The sequence below is a fragment of the Faecalicoccus sp. genome (assembly GCF_036552745.1).
Classification (GTDB): Bacteria; Bacillota_I; Bacilli_A; order Erysipelotrichales; family Erysipelotrichaceae; genus Faecalicoccus.
This window is the reverse complement of record NZ_JAXKBY010000140.1, coordinates 1-6,537: the sequence shown is the minus strand read 5'-3', so window position 1 is coordinate 6,537 and position 6,537 is coordinate 1. Positions and strand designations below refer to the sequence as shown.

At 40.4% G+C, this 6,537-nt stretch carries 7 protein-coding genes; 2 read left to right on the top strand and 5 right to left on the bottom strand.

Features of this window, described 5'->3' with window-relative positions; genetic code table 11:
- Positions 1-310 precede the first annotated feature (310 nt).
- Together prfB and secA are read right to left on the bottom strand one after the other, a co-directional pair.
- Positions 311-1,412, bottom strand: a protein-coding gene (prfB, locus tag U0M88_RS06630; protein ID WP_331869303.1) for a peptide chain release factor 2 whose coding sequence is annotated in 2 segments (ribosomal slippage) — positions 311-1,339 and positions 1,341-1,412 — 1,101 coding nt in all. Because the reading frame shifts where the segments join, the coding sequence is not laid out codon by codon here.
- A complete protein-coding gene (gene secA / locus U0M88_RS06625) occupies positions 1,412-3,805 on the bottom strand; it encodes a preprotein translocase subunit SecA (RefSeq protein ID WP_331869302.1) in 2,394 nt (797 codons plus the stop codon). Before secA ends, prfB begins: the two co-directional genes overlap by 1 nt.
- Positions 3,806-4,016: 211 nt before the next feature.
- Between secA and U0M88_RS06620 the strand changes: the two genes are divergently transcribed.
- Positions 4,017-4,484: a hypothetical protein gene (locus tag U0M88_RS06620; RefSeq protein WP_331869301.1), complete on the top strand. Its 468-nt coding sequence runs from the start codon at positions 4,017-4,019 to the stop codon at positions 4,482-4,484.
- Positions 4,485-4,492: 8 nt separating this feature from the next.
- On the top strand, positions 4,493-4,711 hold the full coding sequence (locus U0M88_RS06615) for a helix-turn-helix domain-containing protein (protein ID WP_022790421.1): 219 nt from the start codon (positions 4,493-4,495) through the stop codon (positions 4,709-4,711).
- Positions 4,712-4,721: 10 nt separating this feature from the next.
- On the opposite strand, the gene crcB is transcribed toward U0M88_RS06615, so the two are convergent.
- The 3 genes from crcB to U0M88_RS06600 are packed head-to-tail and all read right to left on the bottom strand — an operon-like array spanning position 4,722 to position 6,390.
- Positions 4,722-5,084, bottom strand: coding sequence for a fluoride efflux transporter CrcB (crcB, locus tag U0M88_RS06610; protein WP_181965598.1), 363 nt, complete (start codon positions 5,082-5,084; stop codon positions 4,722-4,724).
- Positions 5,081-5,917: a PfkB family carbohydrate kinase gene (locus tag U0M88_RS06605; protein WP_331869300.1), complete on the bottom strand. Its 837-nt coding sequence runs from the start codon at positions 5,915-5,917 to the stop codon at positions 5,081-5,083. The genes crcB and U0M88_RS06605 overlap by 4 nt, the downstream gene beginning before the upstream one ends.
- Positions 5,914-6,390: an S-ribosylhomocysteine lyase gene (locus U0M88_RS06600; protein ID WP_168966291.1), complete on the bottom strand. Its 477-nt coding sequence runs from the start codon at positions 6,388-6,390 to the stop codon at positions 5,914-5,916. Before U0M88_RS06600 ends, U0M88_RS06605 begins: the two co-directional genes overlap by 4 nt.
- Positions 6,391-6,537 lie beyond the last annotated feature (147 nt).

Below are 6,537 nucleotides of genomic sequence, written 5' to 3'. Positions count from 1 at the left end.
TTGTTGATATCCATTTCTCTGAAATACAGATCCGTCAGCAGATCGGCCCCGGATAAAGAGCCGCCCGGATGCCCGCTTTGTGCCGCATACACCATCTTGATGATGTTCTGTCTTACATGCCGGGCATGTTTTTCTATATCTGTCATATGATTTCTTATAGCCTCCTTCTACAAAATTAAGTATAAGAAAAAGAAGGTTTGTTTACAAGTGATTTTCACCAAACCTTCTTACATTCTTTTCAACATTTAGGAAAAATTTGTAAGGGGATTCAACTTTTATTTCCCCATTTCTCTTTCCGCTTTTTCCGGATTTACTGTACCTGACTTTTCAAATAAGCAAAGATAAACTCATCTAAATCACCATCTAAAACAGCTTGTACCTGACTGGTTTCATAGCCGGTACGAACATCTTTGACCAAAGAATAAGGGTGCATGACATAACTGCGAATCTGAGATCCCCATTCATTGGCACTTTGTTCTCCTTTGATTTCTTTAAGTTTCTTTTCTTTTTCTTCAATTTCCAACTGATAAAGACGAGATTTCAATATACGTAAAGCTTCTTCCCGGTTTTCATGTTGACTGCGCCCATTTTGACAAGTTGCTACAATACCGGTAGGCTTGTGTACCATGCGAACAGCACTGTCGGTTTTATTGATATGCTGCCCTCCGGCTCCGGATGCTCGTTTTGTTTCTACGATTAGATCTTCCGGTTTAATTTCGATTTCAATCTCATCATTAAACTGTGGCATGACTTCTAAAGAGGCAAAGCTGGTATGTCTTCTGGCACCGGAATCAAAAGGAGAGATACGAACTAAGCGATGTACGCCTTTTTCTCCTTTTAAATAACCATAGGCCTTATCCCCTTCTACCAGAAAAGTCACGCTTTTGATGCCGGCTTCTTCTCCGGCCAGATAATCAAGCACTGTGACTTTCCAGCCTTTCTTTTCGGCATAGCGAGTATACATGCGATACAACATGCTGGCCCAGTCACACGATTCTGTTCCTCCGGCACCTGGATGCAGTTCAAGAATCGCATTGTTTTGATCGTATTCATGTGAAAGTAAGACTTGAATTTCAAAGGCTTCAAAGCTTTCACTGGCTTGCACATACTCATCAGAAGCCATCTCTAATAATTCTTCATCCAGATCATTTTTTAAGGCCTCCGCCGTTTCATCCAATGATTCCAACTGATCCAACAAGCTTTCATAGTGATCTACGATATCTTTTAAGGAATTTCGCATGCGAATCACGGATTGCGCTTTCTTTTGATCCGACCAGAAGCTTTCTTCTAAAGTCTGTTTGTCATAGTCTTCAATCTGTTTCTTTTTCTGAGCTAAGTCAAAGTGACTCACCCAGAGAACGTAATTTCTCCAGGTGAGTGCTCACTCCTTGTTTTAATTCATATAGTTCCATTATGCTTTGGTCTCCCTGCGAATGCGCACCTTGCACAAGAAGAAAGTAATTTCACGATCGATGCGACGATTCATCTCTTCAAACATGTCAAATCCTTCTTGTACATATTGTTGTAGTGGGTTGTTTTGCGCATAACTTCTTAAATAAATACCACTTCTTAATTTATCCATACGGTCGATATGGGCAATCCAGTTTCTATCAATGTTACGTAAAACCACGGTTCTTTCAAATGGAAGGAACTGTTTTTTAACAGGCTGGATTTCTTTTTCATATTCACCCCAGATCTTATTTTTCGCATAATCTTCGATTTCTTTATACGATTTACCTTCAATTTCATCCGGCTTGATCTGTTTTTCTTCCTGCATGCCCATGATATCAAACGATTTAGACAGGCTGACAGGATCTACTGTCTGTTTTTTGGTATCAACAATGTTTGCCTGCAACGTTTCTTCGATTGCCTTATCAAAGATTGTATGTACCATTTCATGGACTTCATCGCTTTCTAAGATACGATTACGCTGCGCATAGATGATCTCACGCTGACGACGTAATACATCATCATAATCCAGCAACTGTTTACGCATATCAAAGTTAAAGCCTTCCACACGTTTTTGTGCCATGGTAATTGAACGAGTTACCGCTTTGGACTGTACTTGTTCATCGCCCAGTTTCTCAAACATCTTCTGCAGCTTATCCCCGCCAAAACGCACCATCAAGTTATCTTCCAAAGATACGTAGAAACGAGAGAATCCCGGATCCCCCTGACGTCCGCTTCGCCCACGCAGCTGGTTATCGATACGACGTGATTCATGACGTTCCGAACCCAAAACGGCCAAACCACCTAATTCACGTGTTTCTTTTGTCAGTTTGATATCGGTACCACGACCGGCCATGTTGGTGGCAATTGTTACCGATTTTGGTCTTCCGGCCTTGGCAATGATTTCTGCTTCACGCGCATGGTTTTTGGCATTTAAAACTTCATGCGGAATGCCTTCCTTTTTCAGCATGTTGCTGATCAGTTCGCTGGTTTCTACCGCAATCGTACCCACTAAAACCGGCTGTCCCTTGGTATATAGACGTTTTACTTCTTCTACTAATGCCTTATATTTGCGATCTTTATGGGCATAGATTTCATCCGGCTGGTCTTCACGGATAACCGGACGGTTTGTTGGAATTACGACAACCTTCATGTTGTAGGTTGATAAGAATTCTTCCTCTTCAGTTTTTGCGGTACCGGTCATACCGGCCAGTTTTTCATACAAACGGAAGAAGTTCTGATATGTGATCGTAGCCAGAGTTGAAGTTTCTTCCTTGATCGGAACCCCTTCTTTGGCTTCGATGGCCTGATGTAAACCATCACTGTAGGCACGTCCCGGCATCAAACGACCGGTAAACTGGTCAACGATCACGATTTCCTGATCATCACTGACCACGTATTCGACTTCATTCGTAAAAATATAGTTTGCCTTTAGGGCCTGATTGATGTGATGTACCAGCTGTGTATGTTCAATATCGTATAAGTTTTTGATATGGAAATACTTTTCCGCTTTATGCACACCATCCTCGCTCAACATGACCTGACGTGTTTTTTCATCGATGTCATAGTCACCGGAAATCAAATGTTTTTCATGTGTAAAACGATCGGTTTCATATTCCGGAGCCACTAAAGTCTTGGCAAATTTATCCGCCTGAATATACAAGTTGGCTGTTTCTTTCTTTCCCCCGGAAATAATCAATGGTGTACGACTCTCATCGATCAATACGGAATCAACCTCATCGATAATGGCCATGTGCAAGCCACGCATAACACGATCTTCTACACGCGTCACCATATTATCACGCAAATAGTCAAAACCTAATTCCGAGTTGGTCGTATAAGTAATATCACAAGCATACGCCTCTCTTTTTTCTTTGGCCTTTAATTCTCGTTTATTGACACCAACGCTTAAACCTAAAAAACGATAGATTTCACCCATCCAGGCTGCATCACGTCCGGCCAAGTATTCGTTAACAGTAATGACATGGACACCTTGTCCTGTCAATGCGTTTAGATAGACAGCCATCGTAGCGGTCAAGGTTTTACCTTCACCGGTTTTCATTTCGGCAATATCACCTTTGTGCATGGCCACAGCCCCCATGACCTGCACACGATACGGTTTTTCATTGATGACACGATAGGCAGCTTCCCTAGCTGTTGCGAAAGCTTCCGGTAATAAATCATCTACTGTTTCACCTTCGGCCAATCGTTTCTTGTATTCTTCTGTTTTCTCCTTTAACTGATCATCGCTTAATGCCGCCATTTCATTTTCATGCGACAACACTTGATCAGCAATCTTTTCCAGCGTACTGATTTCACGCTTCTCTTCCGAGAAAAGATTTGATAATAATCCCATAAAGTAGCCCTCCTGCTTACTGTTTATACAAATTTACACGCTATATCATTGTAGCATATTTTTCAAATGAAGACTAGAATTCCCACAGGAACTTACAAACTCTTTATATTTGATATAAAAACAATAAACTTTTAATGTTTATCATTAAATTTTTATTGATTTTAGTAAAATTAAATGATATAAAATAAGTAGACAACAAGGAGGATTCATCATGAAAGAAGATGCTGAACAAGTTTTAACGCGAAAGATGCGACGGATTCTGTTAATTTCACTACTATTTACCGGAGGTTGTTCTGTTTCATGTTTAGTAGAAATTGTCCAAGATACTTTACAAGGTGTTTGGAGTTATATAGGATGGGCACAATATCTCTATACTATGGTATTCTGCAGTGTAATCATTCTATTTTTCTTTACGATCTTATTGCTTTACTGGACACACAGATCGTTTGCCGATATCTTTTCCAAAGGTACGCATTTGATCGGAGTCGTTTTGATCACTGCCGCTTTTGTGATACCGAGAATTCCGGATTATCGTCCGGGCATGATTACGATTTGCCATTTTGGAAATTTTGTACTGGCCGATGGACTATTTCTATTAATAGTCATCGTTTTCATCCTGTTAGCTTCGATTCTGGAAGTCGGCTTTAGTCTTCAAAATGAAGTCGATGCGACTATATAGGTGCATCCATGGCTATCATATTGCGATTAGATCGAGTCATGGCCGATCGAAAAATGTCTTTAAACGAGCTTTCTGAAAAGGTGGGCATTTCCAATGTGAATTTATCGAATTTAAAGACCGGTAAAGTCAAGGCCATTCGCTTTTCTACCTTGGATGCGATCTGCAAAGTGCTGGAATGTCAGCCCGGCGATATATTAGAATACCAAGACGACAAACAGACAGCCTAAGCTGCCTGCTTTATTTTAGGATCCACTGTGCCGCAAATATCGCAAAAATACCTAACAAGATACTAAGAAGCACATAGATTATGGCCATGGTATATTGCCCTGTCTGCATCAATTGTTGGGTTTCTAAAGAGAAAGTTGAAAAAGTCGTAAATCCACCACAAACTCCCGTTTTAAAAAATAAAACAAGACGAGGATCCATCTGTGTATTTTTTGTAGCTAAGGAAACGATTAAACCAATCAGAAAACATCCAATGACATTAATACCTAGAGTGTGAATGGGAAAGCCATTTGTTTCTACAGGAATCTTCCCGATCAGATATCGAAGGATGGAGCCGATGCATCCTCCTAAACCTACGGCTAGACAATCTATCATAATTCTTCCTTTCCTTGTGTAATTTTTTGAATGCTGGCACGATTTGCCCTTCTTAACATTTCATCGAATGGCATTTGCTGTGATAAACTATCCAGACAACTGGCTGCATGGGTATCGCCGGCTCCGGTTGCGTTTTTGGTGACAACGGCTTCTTCCACTTCGTGATACAACTTTTTTCCATCATAGGCATAAGAGCCACGAGAAGCATCTGTTACGATGACAGGCTTTTGTGTCTTTTCAAATAAAGAAACCATCCCTTCTTGAAAAGAACATTGACACCACGCTTCACATTCTTCTTTGTTCATGTGTAATACCGGTTTTAGATCCAACATCTGTTTTAATACGCCTGGAATCGCAGAGATTCTCGGACCCGGCGCAAAAAAGATTTTACTACTTGTTTTTGCACAATAATCGATCAAACATTGATTCTGTTTTTCTTCCAAATCAATTCCGGATATATAGATCCAATCTGCATGCGGTAAATCAACAAGCATCTGCGGTGTATAAAAATATTCAGCGCCATGACTGGAAAGAAAAGTTCTTTGTCCATTGGGTTCAATCAAACAAATACAAACGCCATTTTCCTGTAAAACCGTAGGCATGATCGTCTCTATCTCTTCGGATAACAGCTTTTCTTTGACAAATTGGGCATACATACCGTTACCTATCGGACAAACTAAAATAGAATCCGGACAGGCTTTACTGACATGATAGCCACAACCGCCCAGTGCCATTTGTCTGGATATAACTTTGACATCCTGTGCTGATGTCGGTAAATGATCCACATACAAATATAAATCAGCTGTACAGGAAGCTAAAACTAGCTTAGTCATACAATTTTTCTTTCAAACGGATCACTGGAAATGCCCTGCTTTAGAATTTCTTTGGCCCATTCTTTGGCACCTACCAGGCTATGATCTTTGTAGTTTCCACATTCTTTTTCCTGTGTTCCCGGCACTTGTTCCCATGTCGTATGCAAAATATCTTCCAATGCTTCTTTTAAGGCGATGGCAACATCCTTTGTCTCATGTTCATTCCAGCATAGTAAATGAAAACCTGTACGACAACCAAACGGTGAACAATCGATATAGCCCTCGATTCTTGGGCGAAGATAGAGAGCTAATAAGTGTTCTAATGTATGCATGGCACCGGTAGGAATTTCTTGTCGATTTGGCTGCGTTAAACGCACATCATAGTTAGAGATCCTGTCTCCCTTAGGACCTTGTTCTACGCTGATCAAGCGCACATAAGGTGCTAAGACTTTCGTATGATCTAACGTAAAACTCTCAATTACAACTTCTGACATATTTCTTTCTGGTATATTGTAATTGACTCATCTAACTGGTCATCTACAATATACTTCTCCTTTCTTTCAACCTTTTATAACCGTGGTTGAAGACGGTTTTGGTAATTTGTAAAATTGAATATGTGAATGTGGATTTGTATTTTTTTC